This is a genomic window from Metabacillus halosaccharovorans (assembly GCF_002019635.1).
GTDB lineage: Bacteria > Bacillota > Bacilli > Bacillales > Bacillaceae > Metabacillus > Metabacillus halosaccharovorans.
Window position 1 is genome coordinate 1,765,335 of the sequence record NZ_KV917371.1, and the last position, 15,148, is coordinate 1,780,482.

Sequence of the window (15,148 nt, forward strand, 5' to 3'; positions counted from 1 at the left end):
GTTTTCCTAAGAAAAGCAGAAGATTTGTCTAAAAATCAACATATGTATCGGTTCATACGTAAAAAGAGAGCCGTATCCAGCCCTCTTCTCAGATCTTCTATGTTATTCAACAAATTCAAATTCATAATCCAATAATTTTACGATATCCCCATCTTCTGCGCCACGTGCTCTTAATGCTTCATCAACCCCTAAGCCGCGAAGCTGTCTGGCAAACCGTCTAACTGATTCCTCACGTGAGAAATCTGTCATTTTAAATAATTTTTCAATCTTCTCACCTGTTAACACATAGGCACCTTCACTATCACGTGTAATAGCGAAATTCGGTTCTTCTTTCTTGAATTCGTATACCACACGGTTTTCTGTTTCTTCTTCTTCATAAAGCGGGAACTCCGGTGTCTGTTCAATTGCATCTGCTACAGCATATAAAAGCTCACGAACACCATCTCTTGTGATTGCAGAAATTGGGAAAATTTGAACATCTTCAGCGAGCTTTTTCTTAAATTCAGCGAGATTTTCTTCTGAATCAGGCATGTCCATTTTATTTGCAACAATAATTTGCGGTCGCTCTGTTAGTCGTAAATTATATTCTTTAAGCTCTGCATTAATTGTTAAATAGTCTTCATAGGGATCTCTTCCCTCTAAACCGGACATATCAATAACATGTACAATGACACGCGTACGTTCGATATGCCTTAAAAATTGATGACCTAATCCAACACCTTGATGCGCACCTTCAATTAATCCTGGTAAATCAGCCATAACAAAACTTCGACCATCTTCAGTTTCTACCATTCCGAGATTAGGAACAAGAGTTGTAAAGTGATACTCTGCAATTTTCGGTTTTGCAGAAGATACAACCGATAACAACGTAGATTTCCCTACACTCGGAAAGCCTACCAACCCAACATCTGCAAGAACTTTCAATTCTAAAATTACATTGCGCTCTATACCGGGCTCACCATTTTCTGAAAGCTCCGGTGCCGGGTTTGCCGGCGTAGCAAAACGTGAGTTTCCACGCCCTCCACGTCCACCTTTTGCAATAACAGCCTGCTGCCCATGCTCTGTTAAGTCAGCGATGATCTGCCCTGTTTCTTCATCTGTTACAACTGTCCCAGGCGGAACTTTTACGATCATAGGCTGTGAATTTTTACCGTGTTGATTTTTTGACATTCCATGCTCCCCACGCGGAGCTTTGAAATGACGCTTGTAACGGAAGTCCATTAACGTACGTAATCCCTCTTCTACTTCAAAGACTACGTCCGCTCCGTTACCACCGTCACCTCCTGCTGGTCCACCCTTTGGAACATATTTTTCACGACGGAATGCAACCATACCGTTACCACCGTCGCCACCTTTTACATAAACCTTGACCTGATCGACAAACATTTGTCTTCCTCCGTTCTATTTAACTCTCATAAAGAAGTATCCTTCTTCAGCTTAGATTCTCGTATCATCCAGTGATATTGTCACTGTTATTTGATATGTACCAATTTCAATATCCTCTATACAAATTGGATTATGATCATTATTTTGAAGCCATGTTGTAACTTGTTCTTCCTCTTTTATTATCCCTTCAAAATCAAAAAAGAAACGCACAGTTTCTCCTGAAGTATGTCCAGTATGTAACGTAATACAGACGCGATTTTCACCCGAATAATCAACTATATGATCCAGTATTTCCAAAAACTCTTTACTCCATTGGGTGATTGGTTTATCATATTGTGAAATATTTCTTGTCTCTCCCAGTACCTCATATTCCAATAAAAAATGATGGTTACTCCAATTAAAGGTCATCAGGTAACTAGCAAAAAGAGGTAGTTGCAAATTACACAGTTTTGATTCCTGTTGAGCTTCAATGACAATTTCCTCGAGAATCTCTTGAACACGATCGTATTTTTGTAAAGAAAGATTTCCCTTAATTAATTGCAACTTGTTCATCCAATCGTGACGTGAATGGCTTAATATATTAACTACATCTATTTCATTTTGTTTATTTTCCATACATTTTCTCCTACTAGGTTATTTTCATCAAGGAGTTAATTACCGTATTTAGGCTGTATTAAAAATTATAACAAACATTGTTTTGGAAAAGAGCCTTTTAATAAAAACTTTCTATAAAATATCATGGGAATTGATTACGTATCTTATGTATAAAACCGGAGTTAATAGAAGATTAGATATAGAAGCATTCTGTAGAAATTTGTTTGTCTCCATTAACTAAAATCCATTTAGAAGTTAGCCTCATGAAAAAATGAAAAGAAGTCTTTAAAAAAACTCTAACCTTTAGTTAGGCTAGAGTTTTTCGTAAGCTTATGCTTCTTGAGCTACTGGATATACGCTAACTTTTTTGCGGTCACGTCCGAAACGTTCGAACTTAACAACACCATCAACTTTAGCAAATAGCGTATCATCACCACCACGGCCAACGTTTTCACCTGGGTAAATTTTTGTACCGCGTTGACGGTAAAGAATTGAACCACCAGAAACAAATTGACCATCTGCACGCTTAGCACCAAGACGTTTTGAGATAGAGTCACGACCGTTTTTAGTCGAACCTACCCCTTTCTTAGATGCGAAGAACTGAAGATCTAATCTTAACATGAAGTTTCACCTCCTGCTTTATTCATCTGATACCGAGATATATTGTCCATAATCTCTTTCAATTGTTTGGAGAGAAACAACCATACCCTCTAACAATAATTGAACTTTTTCACTTACGGATCCGTCGAGATTTGAAGGAAGTTTAACTTGTAAAAATCCTCCTTCTCCACCCTGATCAATTTGTGGTTCAATATTTGTTAGTGAAAGTACTGCATTCACAGCACCAAAGGTAACAGCAGAAGCTCCAGCACAAACAATATCTTTGCCGTATTCATCGAATGCAGCATGTCCAGAGAGTGTGAACGATGTGATAAGTCCCTCATTTGAACGATAAATTCTAGCATTTATCATATCAAATCGCCTTACGCGTTGATTTTTTCAATCACAACTTTTGTGTATGGCTGACGGTGACCTTGTTTTTTACGGTAGTTTTTCTTTGCTTTATATTTGAAAACAGTGATTTTCTTTTGACGACCTTGTTTTTCAACTTTCGCTGTAACAGTCGCACCGCTCACAGTTGGGCTACCAACTTGAACGTTGTCACCACCAACAAATAAAACTTTGTCAAACGTTACCGATTCACCTTGATCAGCACCTAGCTTTTCAACGTAGATTACTTGACCTTCTTCAACCTTGATTTGTTTTCCACCAGTTTCGATAATTGCGTACATTCTCTGCACCTCCTATAAACTAAGACTCGCCAAAATCAGGTGAATGCCTAGCATTGCTTTAAAAACCATGATTTGAGCGGTTGTAGCACGGGTGCGCTACAAGTCATAACATGTTACATAATAACAAATCCTATTAAATTATGCAACTAATTTTTAATTGATTTAATAAGGGGATGATGAAAGCTTTTCCATTAGTAATCGTTCATCACCCATTTGCTTAATCCGATACATTGGGACATGTGAGAATATCTCTGAGAATAGAATCTTAAATTTCAACATATCTTGAAGCTTTTTTAAGTGTTCTTCATTTGTTCCTTTTAATAAGTCGATGACTTCCCCTGTTGCTTCAATCCACATGGCTTCTTCATCCATAAATTGATATTCCCATAGTTCTCTCTCTAATTTATATGCAACAGACTCAGCGGAGGCAATACGTCCCGAGCCACGACATGTTTTACAAAGATCTGTCACATTACTTTCTAACGACTTTCGCATTTTCTTTCTTGTTATTTGTAATATATTTAATTCTGTAAAACCGATGACTTTATGCTGAACACGATCCTTATTCATTTCCCGTTTCATTGTCTCAAGTATCTTGTTTTGATCTTGTTTATGCTTCATATCAATAAAATCAATCAAGATGATTCCACTTAGATTTCTTAACCTAATTTGTTTCGCTATTTCAATAGCAGCAAGTTCGTTCGTTTTCAAAACTGTGTCACGCATCGATAATTTCCCGGAAAATTTTCCGGTATTAACGTCAATAATTGTCATTGCCTCGGTTTGTTCAATTAAGATATATGCACCGTTTTTCAACCATACTAAAGACTTGAGTAATTTTTCAATTTCTTGTTCTATTTTATATGTAGAGAAGATCGCCTCTTTATGTTCATGATAGTGAACAGATGTTTTAGGAAAAAGCAGCTTTAGCTGCTGAACCCGTTCAATTTGATCACAAATTAACAAATCCTCATCTTTTATGACAATCTCAGATAAAATTCTGTCAATAAAATGTTTAGATTCAAATACACAAATAGGCTTATCATGTGTTTGTCTCTTTACCTCTTTAAATTTCTGTTTTAAGAGATTATACTCTTTTTCCAGCTCCTCTTTTGATTGTTCATTAGAAGCTGTACGAAAAAGAATCCCTTCTTGATCCTGTATAATCGTTTGAGCTACGTTTAGAAGCCGATTTCTTTCCTGTTCATCTTGTACTTTTTTCGAAACCGCCAAATAGTTACCATAAGGCATGTAGACAAGTAAATGTCCACCGAATTCAAGGTTCATGGTCAACTTGGGTCCCTTTTGTTCTGTCCCGACTTTAACAATCTGAACGAAAATCTTTTCTCCTTCTTTAATATAATGAGAAATTGATGGGTTTGACTCAGATTGATTTGCTTGCTGAAAGCGTAAAATGTCGTTTCGATGAAGGTATCCATTTTGTGATAACCCGATATCTACAAAGGCTGCCTGCATGCCTGGTAATACTTTTTTTACTCGACCAATATATATGTTTCCAACAATATCGTCTTCTGAGGAATAAGATTGGTGAATCTCTGCTAATTGTTCATGTTCGAAAATGGCACAGCGTGTTTCTCTGCCTTTTTCATTTATAATTATTTTACGCACGTTATGTTAAACTCTCACTTTCTTTGGCTTTGTCACTATTTTACTACAGGTTGCTTTTTCTAGCATCTAATCTAAGTAATACGATGTTTTGCAAACTTTGCATTTAGGTTAATTGAAGTTGCCAGGATGCTCGTTTCGATCAACCTAAACAGTTTATTCAGAGACCTTTTAAGAAAGCCCATTTTAATAGTCATACACAAGGTCTCCTATTTTAGAGTCTGTTAGTTTATTTGCAAAGTATGCATGTAATAGTTCATTTTCATCCATTTCTGACACCTTTGTTCCATTTCGTTCAACTATGATTAAGTGTTTGCAGCCGCGTTGGAATTGCAGGAGGACATGGTACACTAATTCAGATTCGTCCACGACAATCGGCTTAATTCGATTTATTTGGGTTTGTTTTCCGTAATATCTCTCCATTAAAAAACGTAAACAGCTGTACATTTTATTTTTTTGTTCATGATAGAGACTATAAACGAGAAAGGTTGTGATAATCCACATATTTAAGTGGGTAGGAGAAAATAAGAGAATAGCTGTTACGTAAAAAACTAAAAAGATAATAGATGTGATCATCATATAGGAATGAGCTTTTTGGTATGACCAATGTTTTGAAAATATAATAAATAATAGCTTACCACCATCTAATGGCCAAACAGGCAATAAATTAAACAATAAAACGGATAAGTTATAAAATGTGAATAATTGATAGTTACTTACATCAATAACATTAGATATATAAAGAAGAAAAGCCGCTCCTTGAAGCCATAGATGCTGAATAGGTCCTGCAAGCACAACCATGCATTCTTCCCTTAATGAACGATTTCCATGCTCATCAACCTCAGCAACTCCTCCAAAGGGGAGAAGCATAATGGACTTTATCCTCCAAGAAAAAAAATGAGCACTGATTGCATGGCCCATTTCATGTACAAAAATAATGATCATTAATAGAAATAATGGTTTAAAGTTAGCTGTAATGACACTAATTGCAATCATGACCCATAATAAAGGATGTATATGTATTTTTTGGAGAAGTAATAAGTATCTATTCAAATTGTATCACCTGTATTGGGTCAATAAAGGAATCACCCTTTTTGATCGCGAAGTAATAAGTTCCCTTTTGATTTTCTGAAAGCTTAATTTTGCCTAATTCTTTTCCCTTTTCAACAAAATCATAGAGCGGCACATCTATTTTGTCTAAATTTCCATACCAGGATTTAGTACCATCTGCATGCTGCAGGACAATTGTAAGGCCTGTATCTTCTTTTTCACCAGCCTCAATAATAATTCCTTCATTCATTGCTTCAACAGAAGGCCGATTCGTTTCCACCATAATTCCTTGACCGTTATCTTTGAACGATTCTAACACCTTCCCTGATGCAGGAACAGCAAGCTGGGCCACTTCTGTTTCATTTTCTGCTTTTTCACTGTCAGTCGTGACATTGTTAAACAAAGCTAATGGTTCGCCAAACTGATCTCGATACCATTTGGATACAGTCGCAAATTGAAATTCTTCTTCAAGAGAATAGTGTACAACTTCTTTCGCCTTATCAAACAGCGGAGATCCATTTTTAAAGACGATAGCTGTTACTAATACCAATACCGCTGAAAATAGAATTTTGAAGATAAAAACTTCGGTACGGAAAAGTGGGTGGGCTCCTCTTTGATTTCCTGGGCCACCTTCATAGGTAGGGGGTGAATATACACCGCCATATCGCTCTTCCTCACTCATAAAAAGTGATGTTCTTTGTGATGTCTCGTTGTTTTGACTACCTACTATTCCTCGATCACGTTTTCTTTTTGCAATTCTTTTTCTTATTTCGTCCGCTCGATGACTCATCCCCATCCATCCTTTTAGCAAGTTTGTACAAGTGTATGCCTTGTCCTTATGGAATATGAATGTTTTTATAGGAGATAGATAAAGATTAAGAAGCAAAAGAAAAAGACTAGAATTCTTCATTTTGAAAAATCTAGTCTAGAATCTATGTATCTATGAATGTATGTTTTAAACACGCACACCAAAAAATCTTTTTAGCTTAACAAGCATCCCTTTGTTTGGTTCATCTAAAGATTGTAATGGAACAGATTCCCCTAAAATACGTCGTGCGATATTTCTGTAAGCAATCGCTGCACGGTTGTTTGGGTCCATAGCAATTGGTTCACCATTATTAGAAGCTTTAATGACATCGTCGTCATCAGCCACGATTCCAATAAGGTCAATTGATAAATGAGTAACAATTTCGTCTACATCAAGCATGTCCCCATTTTTCACAAGATGATTTCGGATACGATTGATCACTAACTTTGGCGGTTCAATATCCTCCTGCTCTAACAAACCGATGATGCGGTCAGCATCACGAACAGCCGATATTTCAGGTGTTGTTACAACAATTGCTTTATCTGCCCCGGCAACTGCATTTTTGTATCCCTGTTCAATACCGGCAGGACAATCAATCACAATATAATCGTAATCCTGTTTTAATTCATTCACCAGTTTTTTCATTTGTTCTGGCTTAACAGCTGTTTTATCACTTGTTTGTGCAGCTGGAAGTAAATATAACAGATCTTCAAAACGTTTATCTTTGACGAGAGCTTGATGCATTTTACAACGCCCTTCCACAACATCAACCAAATCATAGATAATACGATTTTCAAGTCCCATTACGACATCAAGGTTTCGAAGACCGATGTCTGTATCTACTAGACAAACCCGTTTGCCTAATATAGCTAAAGCTGTCCCAATATTTGCCGATGTCGTTGTTTTCCCAACGCCACCTTTACCTGAGGTTATGACAATTGCTTCACCCATTGTTAGATTCCTCCTTCAAACCTTGTTAAATTTGGTCGTAGATGAGTTAGTTGTTGTAATCTCTCAATTACCATTTCTTCATCTTCATTTAAATAAGCACATTCCATCTCAGAACCCTCATGAGGGGTATGATCTGGTGCCCGATTAATGATCTCACCGATTCGCAGTTGTGACGGCTTCATAAGAGAAGCTGCAATCACTGCTTGGTTATTCCCATCATTGCCAGCATGAGCAATCCCTTTTAAAGCACCTAATACAAAAATATTTCCGGAAGCATTTACTTCTCCGCCAGGATTAACATCCCCAATGAGCAGTAAATCTCCCTTTACTTTTAATATTTGACCGGAACGAACGATTTTGGTTACCGGCACAATTTCTGTTTCTTTTTTTAATCTCAATGCCTCATCTTTTGTAATGACATTGCTTTCTATTGATTCAACTAAAAGATTTCGCTTTTGTTTTATAACTGTTTCTAGTTTTTCTCGCTGATTCGCATTAATTAAACGGTTTCCAACCTTAACATTTACTCCAATAACAGGGCCAGTTTGTTGAACATACTGTTTTAATGATAGCATTTCCTCTAATTCTTGGAGCAATTGGTCAAAAGAACATGAATCATCGAGATGCAACGTTAAGCCATCTTTCGTGCCTTTAATCGTAACATATTGTTGTTTTTGGACCTTCATGACGTTCACCTCAACGATTTTACTATTCGACAAAACTGCCCGAATTCCTTTTTTCACGAGAGAATAAAGTACATTTTTTCATCATTAATCTTCTGATTCAGCTTTTTTTAATTTCGTTAAAAACGACTTTAGCGGGAAAATAAAGAGTAACGCAAAAATGAAGTTTAGCCCAAGGGTTGTAAGTAACCTTTTGGTTGTAAAATCGTATAACGACATATCGGTGGCACCAATTGCGTAATTAATGCCATATACGTAAAACTCCAGTATAGCTATGGCAAGAGTCGACAAAAAGATGACAATCAAAACATGTTTATGAAGCACCTTCATCGCCTTTGAAACTAGATAAGCAAGAAAAGCATAGGAAAAAAGATAGATCCCTATTACTTCAATATAGACGACATCATGTAAAAAGCCAAATATTAACCCGAATAACATACCTTGTGTCCGATTTAAATACACCGTAATTAAGATAACAAAGACCAGCAAAAATCTAGGTATATATAAATAATCTTCACTTAAAAAGGAAATATTCACAAGTTGAGCGAAGGTACTTTCACTTATAAAGACAAAAAGAACTAGAAAAGGAAGAATAAAACGTCTCAATATTATTCCTCCTCTTCCTCGGCTAGCGCGTCAACAGGATCCTCTGATGCGGCAACACGATCTGCAACCCATACCCGATCAACATCATAAAAATCTGCTGTTGGTTTAATATAAGCCATTTGTTCTAATCCATATGAATCAGGCTCTACTTCCATTATTTCTCCAATTAAAATCCCTCGTGGAAAAACTCCACCCTTACCGGATGTTATGACTTTTTGACCTTCAACAAGCTTAACGTCAGACTCAATTTTTCGTAGTAAAAGGGCGCCTTTTTCTTTGTCATACCCTTCTATTAAGCCTGTTACGGTTTCATTGCTTTTGGTTGTCTCTTTGTTTTCATCTTTGTTTTCATCTTTGTTTTCATCTTTGTTTTCTTCTTCATTCTCTTTGACTTCTGCAGGCTGAACTTCAGCTGAAATTCTATTTTTCAAATCTGTTGCACTTAATAACTGGACTGTTGAAGAAAATTGGGAAGTTGATTTCACTTTCCCAATCAAACCTTGTGCTGTTACAACAGCCATATTTGGCTCGACGCCGTCTTGTTCACCTTTATCAATTGAGATATAGTCATACCATTTATCAGGATTTCGCCCTATAACAGCTGAATAAATAGGATTGTATTTTCGTAAATCTGAGACTTCTCCCAGCTCAATTTTCAATTTTTCATTTTCAACTTTATAATCTTGAAGATCTGCTTCGAGCTGCATATACTCATCGAGCCTGCTTTTTAACAGCTCATTTTCTTCGTATGTATTTTTAAGGTCTTTTATATTACCAAAAACATTTGATACATAAGTAGCAGGTTTATGAAAAATAGACTGAAAAACACTTACCGTATCTTGTAAGAATTGCTCTGGCCATGACAGCTCTCGGTCGTCCTTTAACGAAAAACCAATTAATGACACTAACACAATAACACTAACGAGTAACAAGATTAGGCGTTTGTTTAGAAAAAATTGTGGCATGATGAACACCTTCTTATTTACAATTTAAAAACACACCGGCACGTGTACGTGTAAGCAGAATATCCTTACATCCAATTACCGGTGTTTCAAAACTTATTTCGTGGTTTACTTAACGGCTGTCTCTTGCTTTATTTTTAAATAGATGAATGTGTTCTAACGCCTTACCAGTTCCAATTGCAACACAATCGAGCGGATCTTCAGCAATCAATACCGGCATATTGGTTTCTTCTCCGATGACTTTATCAAGATTTCTGAGCAATGCTCCACCACCAGTTAACACAATTCCTCTGTCCATAATATCTGCAGCAAGTTCGGGAGGAGTTTTTTCTAATGTATTTTTTACAGTGTCCACAATTGTATATACTGTATCTTTTAAAGCTTCCGCAATTTCTGCTGCTGTAATTTCGATGGTTTTAGGTAATCCGGTTAAAAGATCGCGTCCTCTGATGTCCATGTTTTCTACACCATCTGGTGAACCTGCTGATCCTATTTCAACCTTGATTGCTTCAGATGTACGATCACCAATCATTAAGTTATATGTTTTCCTAATATATGTAGTAATCGCCTCATCCATTTCATCTCCTGCGACACGAATAGATTGACTTGTTACGATACCGCCAAGTGATATGATGGCTACTTCTGTTGTACCTCCACCGATATCAACAACCATGCTGCCCGTTGGCTCCCAAACAGGTAAATTAGCCCCAATAGCGGCAGCAAACGGCTCCTCAATTGTATAGGCATCTCTGGCTCCGGCTTGTCTTGTCGCATCAATAACTGCTCTTTCCTCAACAGCGGTAATCCCAGATGGTACACATACCATGACATAAGGCTTTCTTGCGAATACACCTTTTGTCGTTGCTTGCTTGATATAGTACTTCATCATCGTAGCAGTTGTTTCATAATCTGCAATAACTCCGTCTTTCATAGGTCGAAGGGCAACAACATTTCCAGGCGTACGACCGATCATATTTTTCGCATCATTACCTACAGCTACAATTTGTTTTGTGTCTGTTTGCAGGGCCACAACTGATGGCTCACGAACAACAATTCCTTTTCCTTTTACAAATACTAGAGTATTTGCAGTCCCTAAATCTATCCCAAGGTCTCTTGTCCCAATTCCGAACATAGGGTGTATCTTCCTTTCTGAAACGAATGTACTTTTTACTTATTATTTTCAGGAAAATTGACAGAATACAACTTTCTTCTTTGTTAGATTAACGTGCGTGTCAAAACAAATCTATATCGATTTCACGTTTTGACATGTTTCCTCACTCTTCCCCAAAACAAAGAGTCTTTTGGTTCTTTCCTAAAAAAACTCATAAATCTTATTATATCGTAATTACTCAAAAAAAAAAGTATTAGATATAGCCTTTTTCTTTCAAACTTACATATTTTTGTTCACCGATGATAAGATGGTCCAAAAGTTCTATCCCTAACATCTTTCCACACTCAGTTAGACGCTTCGTCACCTCGATATCCTCCCGGCTTGGTGAAGGATCTCCGGAAGGGTGATTATGTATACAAATTAAAGAAGCAGCAGACCGCTTTAAAGCTTCTTTGAACACCTCTCTCGGGTGAACGATCGATGCGTTAAGACTGCCGATGAACACTGTTTGTTTATGAAGAACTTGGTTTTTGGTGTTTAAATATAAGCAGACAAAGTGTTCTTGACTTAAAAAACGCATCTCCTCCATGACATAATTGGCTCCGTCTTGTGGAGAGCGAATGACAAACCGATCATCATATGTTAATCGGTTCATACGTCTGCCCAACTCTAAAGCAGATAATATTTGCACAGCTTTTGCTGTTCCGATGCCTGAGATCGTTGTAATTTCCTCAACTGATGCATCCTTTAACATTCTCAATCCTTCAAAATGCTTTAACAATTTCTGTGACAATTCCAAGACGGATTCCTTTTTCGTACCAGTTCGGAGAAGTATAGCTAATAACTCCTGGTTTGACAGCTTATCAGCTCCTTCATTTAAAAGACGCTCTCTTGGTCGTTCATCTTGTGGGAAATCCCGGATTTTAAAGGTTGACGGTTCCATTTGTCCTCCTTCGTTCCCCTTTCTGCTCATAAACTTTTCTCTATGTGTACTATCATGTTCTTACACTATTGTTTTATGCCATTGCTGACTTTAAAAAATTAGCTGCTACCACTTAAAACCTGTATGCAGAAGTTCTCTTTTTGTTCTAGCAATCGGTAAACCCATTACAGCATAATAATCACCTTTTATCTCTTTCACTAAAAGAGCACCAAATCCTTGTATACCATAGGCCCCTGCCTTATCCATCGGCTCTCCTGTATTAACATAATCTTCGATTTCTCTTTGAGTTAAAGAATAAAATGTGACACTTGTTTGTTCACAAAAGGAATTGTGTTTTCCTTTATGAACAATTGAAACACCTGTATACACCTCATGAGTTTGTCCTGAAAGCATTATCAGCATTTCCCGTGCTTCTTGTTCACTTTTTGGCTTTCCAAGCATTTTCCCTTGATACACAACGAGGGTATCAGAACCTATGACATAGGAATTTGGTTTTGTTTTTGCAACACTTTCTGCTTTTTGTTGTGCCAATGACTGAACCATGTCTGCCGGATGAAGATTCTCGTCTACAACCTCCTCAACCTCACTACTTATCACTTCAAAAGGAAGTTGCAGAAGCTCTAGAAGTTCTTTTCTACGGGGAGAAGCTGAAGCTAAAATGAGGTTTGAATTCATGTGTAAAACATCCTTTCTTCGTTTCAGATTAGAAGATACTTCTATATCTTACCAAAAGAGGTTTTTTTGGACAATTTTTCATTTTTAAATTTTGTGTATAAAAAAGACAACCCCAAATCTCCTCTATATCTAGATAAAGGAGATTTGGGGTTGTGTTAACTTCCCTGTAAGGTTTGAACAACGTCAAGGATGGATTGTTGTGCTTCCCAGCCTTTATTTTCCTTAATATTTGCTGAAGCTTGAGATAACTTTTCAATTAAAGCTTTTTCATTTTCATTTCCTGTTTCAATTGCGTTCAATTTTTCTTCTATTTTTACCAGTTCATCAGAATTAACACTCTGATTATTCGTTACAGATGCTGAGAATGCAGCTAACGTTGTAATGGCGTTTACCCACTCTTCAGGTGTTTTTGTTGTTGAAATGGATAGAGATAGCTGCTTTCCTCCCCAAAAATCCGGAAATTGCTGTTGTTTATATTGCTCATTCATGGCACTAGTTTCTGTTTTTGCTTTCCCTAATCCTGCTAACACCGTAAAGGAACTATCTGTTTCAATAACGGTTGAGGCCAGCCCCTTTTCTTTAATTTCCGCTGCGACAGTTTCCGCTCCTTCTTTTGACGAGAAAATCCCACCTTGTACAGCATAAAGCTGCAATGATGCTGTTGAGGTGGCGGTGCTTGTCGGTTGATCGTCATCTTTTTGATCAGAAGGATTATCCGCCTCTGAATCGTCTGTCACAATGACGTCTGTTGGAGTTGTTGCAGCTGGCATATCTTCATTTGACAAGAAATTTAAAGCAATATATCCAAAACCGACCCCAAGTCCTACAGCTAACAATACAATGGTCGTCATCTGTTTCATTGGAAAACCAAGAGTACGTTTGGTTTTCTTTTTAGGAGAATATTGAAATGGCGTCACATTTTGATTTGAAAGTAATTTCTTCTTTTTAGATGGTATAACTACTTTTGGATCCTCTTCAAAAACAGGATCCTCCTCTGGTAAGAGCCATGGAAAATCATCTTCCTCTTTTTTTGCTGAAGCCATTTCTTTTTCGGCTTTAAGTTTTTCTTCCCATGAGAGTATTTGGTATTGATCATTCGTTTCCTTTTTTTCTGATAAGGAACGGTCCTTTCCATTTATTTTAATTTTCACAGTATCTGAGGTCTGCTTGTCCATATGCCTACCACCCTTCTTATTGCACGAGCATTCATATTGATCTTATGCTAACAAAAGCACACAAAAAATGAACAAGACATTTGTCGTCTTGTCCATAATATTTTCCGCCATTTTCTGACAGTTTCCTACTTATCTTCATCTACTAAGTTCGTAAACCTCCTATATTATTTGAACTTATCAAGTTTTTTTATTCGACAATCTATCTAATTTTAAAAGAATCAAACGAATAATGGTTCAGAACTATTAAACTCGTTTAAAAGATGTAAGGAAAGAAATTTGTTACATACAACTGGATCAGATTTTGACCAAAGAAATAAGATATTAAAGTACCGAGCACGAGGAATGGACCAAAAGGAAAAGGTTTTCCCGTTTTAATAAGGCCCATCATCATTCCGATAATCCCAATTACTGTGCCGATTAATGTAGCTAGAAAAAAACTTAATAAAACAAGTTTCCACCCTAAAGCAAGACCAAAAACAGCCAATAGCTTCATATCGCCACCACCCATACCGCCGCGACTAACTAAAATAACGACAAGCGGCACAAAGGTTCCAATTACTAAACCTGCAAAAGGATCCCACCAAGGATCTGTTGGAATAATAAGCCGTTCTCCTAAAAATAAAAATAGAAAAAATACATTTACTTTATCAGGAATTATCATATATTTTAAATCAGAAACTATTACAATCATACATAACGAGATAAGTGTCCAGGAGATAACCAATTCTTTTGACCATCCCACCAATAGCGGTGAAATCGTAAAAAGAATTGCAGTGAGAAACTCGATTGTAGGATATAAAGGTGAAATAGATGTTTTGCAGTTTCGGCATTTACCGTCTTGATATAGGTAAGATAGTATTGGGATTAATTCAACTACTGATAGTTTATTATTGCATACTGAGCAGGCTGAGCCAGGGTATGTGATCGATTTTTTTAATGGGACGCGCAGTCCTACAACATTGTAAAAGGAGCCGAGGACTGCACCTAAGATAAAGATGTAGGTGTGTAGAATAAAGGGTGTTAGCATTTCAAGGGCTCCTTTTCAATAGAAAGATACACAATAACTATACTCATTTTAATAAAAATTATTTCATGATAAATTAACTTTTTTACACTTACCACTTCTTGAATAGCCTCATATACCAGCTCAAGTTTTGTTTTACTTTTACGACAATCTCAGCATTCTCCCAGTCTATCAAAATCACCGGTTTTTAAAAAACATGAATGTAGGTCAATTATACCAATTCAATGAATAGAGTATAATGAATTTGTACAATCTTTACAAA

General features: G+C 36.8%; 17 protein-coding genes and 1 other annotated feature. All 17 genes read right to left on the minus strand.

From position 1 onward, the window contains the following. Positions 1–102: 102 nt before the first annotated feature. The 17 genes from obgE to BK577_RS08260 all read right to left on the minus strand — a co-directional run bounded on the left by obgE (position 103) and on the right by BK577_RS08260 (position 14,889). Positions 103–1,386 (minus strand): GTPase ObgE, encoded by a 1,284-nt coding sequence (obgE, locus tag BK577_RS08180; protein WP_078432457.1) that lies wholly within the window; start codon positions 1,384–1,386, stop codon positions 103–105. A gap of 51 nt (positions 1,387–1,437) precedes the next feature. Continuing rightward, positions 1,438–2,001: a Spo0B C-terminal domain-containing protein gene (locus BK577_RS08185; RefSeq protein WP_078432458.1), complete on the minus strand. Its 564-nt coding sequence runs from the start codon at positions 1,999–2,001 to the stop codon at positions 1,438–1,440. 309 nt (positions 2,002–2,310) lie between these two features. After that, positions 2,311–2,601: a 50S ribosomal protein L27 gene (rpmA, locus tag BK577_RS08190; RefSeq protein WP_026558613.1), complete on the minus strand. Its 291-nt coding sequence runs from the start codon at positions 2,599–2,601 to the stop codon at positions 2,311–2,313. 18 nt (positions 2,602–2,619) lie between these two features. Next, positions 2,620–2,952: a ribosomal-processing cysteine protease Prp gene (locus BK577_RS08195; RefSeq protein WP_078432459.1), complete on the minus strand. Its 333-nt coding sequence runs from the start codon at positions 2,950–2,952 to the stop codon at positions 2,620–2,622. Positions 2,953–2,963: 11 nt separating this feature from the next. After that, on the minus strand, positions 2,964–3,272 hold the full coding sequence (rplU, locus tag BK577_RS08200) for a 50S ribosomal protein L21 (RefSeq protein ID WP_026558611.1): 309 nt from the start codon (positions 3,270–3,272) through the stop codon (positions 2,964–2,966). Between the two features lie 12 nt (positions 3,273–3,284). Beyond that, positions 3,285–3,364, minus strand: a sequence feature (ribosomal protein L21 leader region). A gap of 70 nt (positions 3,365–3,434) precedes the next feature. Beyond that, entirely contained in the window at positions 3,435–4,901 is a 1,467-nt protein-coding gene (locus tag BK577_RS08205) for an Rne/Rng family ribonuclease (RefSeq protein WP_078432460.1), read from the minus strand. 183 nt (positions 4,902–5,084) lie between these two features. Further along, positions 5,085–5,951: a M50 family metallopeptidase gene (locus tag BK577_RS08210; protein WP_078432461.1), complete on the minus strand. Its 867-nt coding sequence runs from the start codon at positions 5,949–5,951 to the stop codon at positions 5,085–5,087. Further along, entirely contained in the window at positions 5,944–6,738 is a 795-nt protein-coding gene (locus BK577_RS08215) for a M23 family metallopeptidase (RefSeq protein WP_078432462.1), read from the minus strand. The genes BK577_RS08210 and BK577_RS08215 overlap by 8 nt, the downstream gene beginning before the upstream one ends. Positions 6,739–6,903: 165 nt before the next feature. Continuing rightward, positions 6,904–7,707, minus strand: a complete 804-nt coding sequence (gene minD, locus BK577_RS08220; RefSeq protein WP_026558607.1) for a septum site-determining protein MinD — start codon at positions 7,705–7,707, stop codon at positions 6,904–6,906. A gap of 2 nt (positions 7,708–7,709) precedes the next feature. Then, complete coding sequence (minC, locus tag BK577_RS08225) at positions 7,710–8,393, minus strand: septum site-determining protein MinC (protein ID WP_026558606.1); 684 nt, start codon at positions 8,391–8,393, stop codon at positions 7,710–7,712. An 84-nt stretch (positions 8,394–8,477) separates the two neighbouring features. Next, entirely contained in the window at positions 8,478–8,996 is a 519-nt protein-coding gene (gene mreD, locus BK577_RS08230; RefSeq protein WP_169908161.1) for a rod shape-determining protein MreD, read from the minus strand. Positions 8,997–8,998: 2 nt separating this feature from the next. Further along, positions 8,999–9,961 (minus strand): rod shape-determining protein MreC, encoded by a 963-nt coding sequence (mreC, locus tag BK577_RS08235; protein ID WP_078432464.1) that lies wholly within the window; start codon positions 9,959–9,961, stop codon positions 8,999–9,001. 109 nt (positions 9,962–10,070) lie between these two features. After that, complete coding sequence (locus BK577_RS08240; RefSeq protein ID WP_026558603.1) at positions 10,071–11,090, minus strand: rod shape-determining protein; 1,020 nt, start codon at positions 11,088–11,090, stop codon at positions 10,071–10,073. 232 nt (positions 11,091–11,322) lie between these two features. Continuing rightward, the gene (gene radC / locus BK577_RS08245; protein ID WP_026558602.1) at positions 11,323–12,012 is read right to left on the minus strand and encodes a RadC family protein; all 690 of its coding nucleotides are present in this window, start codon (positions 12,010–12,012) and stop codon (positions 11,323–11,325) included. A 105-nt stretch (positions 12,013–12,117) separates the two neighbouring features. Beyond that, on the minus strand, positions 12,118–12,687 hold the full coding sequence (locus BK577_RS08250) for a Maf family protein (RefSeq protein WP_078432465.1): 570 nt from the start codon (positions 12,685–12,687) through the stop codon (positions 12,118–12,120). Between the two features lie 155 nt (positions 12,688–12,842). Next, complete coding sequence (locus tag BK577_RS08255) at positions 12,843–13,862, minus strand: SPOR domain-containing protein (protein ID WP_078432466.1); 1,020 nt, start codon at positions 13,860–13,862, stop codon at positions 12,843–12,845. A gap of 253 nt (positions 13,863–14,115) precedes the next feature. After that, positions 14,116–14,889: a prepilin peptidase gene (locus BK577_RS08260; RefSeq protein ID WP_078432467.1), complete on the minus strand. Its 774-nt coding sequence runs from the start codon at positions 14,887–14,889 to the stop codon at positions 14,116–14,118. Positions 14,890–15,148: the final 259 nt, after the last annotated feature.

Bases quoted from the DNA above. Each gene is read 5' to 3' on its own strand.
- BK577_RS08185 (WP_078432458.1), bottom strand. From the start codon at position 2,001: ATGGAAAATAAACAAAATGAAATAGATGTAGTTAATATATTAAGCCAT.
- rpmA (WP_026558613.1), bottom strand. From the start codon at position 2,601: ATGTTAAGATTAGATCTTCAGTTCTTCGCATCTAAGAAAGGGGTAGGT.
- BK577_RS08240 (WP_026558603.1), bottom strand. From the start codon at position 11,090: ATGTTCGGAATTGGGACAAGAGACCTTGGGATAGATTTAGGGACTGCA.
- minC (WP_026558606.1), bottom strand. From the start codon at position 8,393: ATGAAGGTCCAAAAACAACAATATGTTACGATTAAAGGCACGAAAGAT.
- radC (WP_026558602.1), bottom strand. From the start codon at position 12,012: ATGGAACCGTCAACCTTTAAAATCCGGGATTTCCCACAAGATGAACGA.
- obgE (WP_078432457.1), bottom strand. From the start codon at position 1,386: ATGTTTGTCGATCAGGTCAAGGTTTATGTAAAAGGTGGCGACGGTGGT.
- mreC (WP_078432464.1), bottom strand. From the start codon at position 9,961: ATGCCACAATTTTTTCTAAACAAACGCCTAATCTTGTTACTCGTTAGT.
- BK577_RS08260 (WP_078432467.1), bottom strand. From the start codon at position 14,889: ATGCTAACACCCTTTATTCTACACACCTACATCTTTATCTTAGGTGCA.
- BK577_RS08250 (WP_078432465.1), bottom strand. From the start codon at position 12,687: ATGAATTCAAACCTCATTTTAGCTTCAGCTTCTCCCCGTAGAAAAGAA.
- BK577_RS08215 (WP_078432462.1), bottom strand. From the start codon at position 6,738: ATGAGTCATCGAGCGGACGAAATAAGAAAAAGAATTGCAAAAAGAAAA.
- minD (WP_026558607.1), bottom strand. From the start codon at position 7,707: ATGGGTGAAGCAATTGTCATAACCTCAGGTAAAGGTGGCGTTGGGAAA.
- BK577_RS08255 (WP_078432466.1), bottom strand. From the start codon at position 13,862: ATGGACAAGCAGACCTCAGATACTGTGAAAATTAAAATAAATGGAAAG.
- BK577_RS08195 (WP_078432459.1), bottom strand. From the start codon at position 2,952: ATGATAAATGCTAGAATTTATCGTTCAAATGAGGGACTTATCACATCG.
- rplU (WP_026558611.1), bottom strand. From the start codon at position 3,272: ATGTACGCAATTATCGAAACTGGTGGAAAACAAATCAAGGTTGAAGAA.